This is a genomic window from bacterium (assembly GCA_040757115.1).
Classification (GTDB): domain Bacteria; phylum UBA9089; class CG2-30-40-21; order CG2-30-40-21; family SBAY01; genus JBFLXS01.
The window spans coordinates 1-2150 of the sequence record JBFLYA010000393.1 but is presented as its reverse complement, the minus strand read 5'-3'; the positions used below and the strand labels follow the sequence as shown (position 1 = coordinate 2150).

The following is a 2150-nucleotide window of genomic DNA, read 5'->3' as shown; positions in this document are numbered from 1 at the left end:
ATAAATTATCAAAGAGCAGATTATGTTAACAAGATTTATCTCAAATTTTAGTTTTTTTAAATTTAGTTATATCTTGCTGGGGGATAGTCTGTCTTTTTTTACTTGACATTATACCGCACATCTTTTAGAGATTTATTTTCCTATTATCTTTAAATCGGCAGGAGAAGAGATTTTCTTTAATTTTTAGTAAAAAATGACGAAACTATAGAGCATTTTATAAAGGATAATATTATGGCAATAGGACGCACAATTTATAAAGAAATATTCAAAAATAAAAATCTGGATTTTCATAAAAAGGCAATTATCACTCCGGACATTGAGGTTACTTATTGTGAACTAAACAAGATTATTCAGGATTTAGCCGACGCATTATCAATTCATGGTGTGGTAGAAAATGATATTATATGTATTTGCTTTGAAAATTCCGTTGATTATCTTGCACATTATATATCTGCCTCTTTAAGCAATATTCGGATCATTCCTATCGATGTTAGGTTGTCAAAAGACAACTACCATAATATTATTAAGGAATTCAATCCGAAAATAGTGGCCTGTTCAAAACAGCTCAGTGCTATTTTGGTTTCTGTAATACAAGAAGCATTTCCAACATCCAAACTAAAAACAATTGAAATTCCTTTTTGGGCTCAAACTCATTGGATAAAAAATGAAAATTATATCTATACTCCAAATGAATTTTTAAAGGAAGATTTTACTATTATTTTTTCCTCTGGTTCCACAGGGTCTGCCAAGAAAATTATTTTTTCACAGGATATACTTATAAATCAAGTATGGAATATGATTAATATATTTGAAATAAATCCTGCCGATAAAATACTATGTACAGTTGTTTTTGCACACAGCCTAGGTATTCTTGATCTATCCTTTACAACTTTATTCGTGGGCGCTACACTATATCTAGAAAATACGACTACCTTGAATCCTAGAAAAATCCTCAATATATTATCTACGGAAAAAATTACATTTTATGCATCCTTACCTTTTCTATGCGAATTATTCAATTCTGTTAATCTAAAGACTAAAATTGACTTATCCTCTCTACGCTATTATATTTGTGGCGGATCTCCTTTAGATGAAGCAATAATAGAAAAATTTAAAAGCAAATATGATGTGTACATTAACCAAGTGTATGGTCTTACAGAAGTAGGTTATATTACATTTAATAAAAATAAAACAAAAATAAATTCGATGGGGAATATTTTACCTGGTATTGATTTTAAAATTATTAATGATAATGGTGAGCTCTGTAAAGCCAATGAGCCCGGAGAATTGATTGTAAAGGACAGTTACAAAGAACGAGGTATGATGGTACGTGGTTATTATAACAATTCTTCTGAGAATGCAATTATGTTTCGGGATGGATGGATGCATACCCAGGATATCGTTAAAATGGACGAAGATGGCTATGTGTATTTTGTATCCCGCAAATCCGAGTTTCTAATAATTGGAGGGAATAAAATAAGTCCTGTTGAGATTGAAAAGATTATTGCTAAACATGAGAATGTTAAGGAAGTTTCAGTTACCAGTATTAGTGATGGTACCCAGGATTTTATTATTGTGGCAGCTGTTGTTCCCAATAATCATGTTGTTGAACAACGGCTAATTAAAGAAATTATAGAACTCTGCAAAAAACATATACCATATTACATGATTCCAGCTCAAATTAAAATATTCGATTCCTTGCCCAAAACTATTAGTGGTAAAATAATACGTAGAGAAGTTACGCATCTATTTACTGATAGGAATTTAATAATATGTAAAGATGGGGCTCCTTTAACAATTTGATATAAAAGGTAGTGCCTTGTCAAGTTTATTAAAGTAACTAAACTTTTGCGTTTTTTAGAGAGTTGTCAATACAGAATCAATAGATTTTCCGGTTTTGCCTTGTTGATAACTCCAAATTAAAAGCTCTTTGAAAAACAGTTGTCTGACCCAATTGCAAATTTCTCCAATGGTTTTACGTTCTTTATTACCTTCAGATTGGAGATTTACTAAGATTAGTAAAATATATGCTGTAAATACAAGGTGCCAGTGTCTAATGATACCATTAAACTTACGCATTTGATATTGGCCTAATCCTATATGTTGTTTAGAATCTCTATAGAAGGTTTCTGTTAAAACTCGCTTAAAGT

General features: G+C 30.7%; 2 protein-coding genes. One reads left to right on the top strand and one right to left on the bottom strand.

Translation table 11 applies throughout. The features are described from left to right. Positions 1–231 precede the first annotated feature (231 nt). The gene (locus AB1422_19025; GenBank protein MEW6621395.1) at positions 232–1803 is read left to right on the top strand and encodes a class I adenylate-forming enzyme family protein; all 1572 of its coding nucleotides are present in this window, start codon (positions 232–234) and stop codon (positions 1801–1803) included. A 54-nt stretch (positions 1804–1857) separates the two neighbouring features. On the opposite strand, the gene AB1422_19020 is transcribed toward AB1422_19025, so the two are convergent. Next, a partial coding sequence (locus tag AB1422_19020; protein MEW6621394.1) for a hypothetical protein occupies positions 1858–2150 on the bottom strand: 293 nt, incomplete at its 5' end.

Bases quoted from the DNA above. Each gene is read 5' to 3' on its own strand.
- AB1422_19025 (MEW6621395.1), top strand. From the start codon at position 232: ATGGCAATAGGACGCACAATTTATAAAGAAATATTCAAAAATAAAAAT.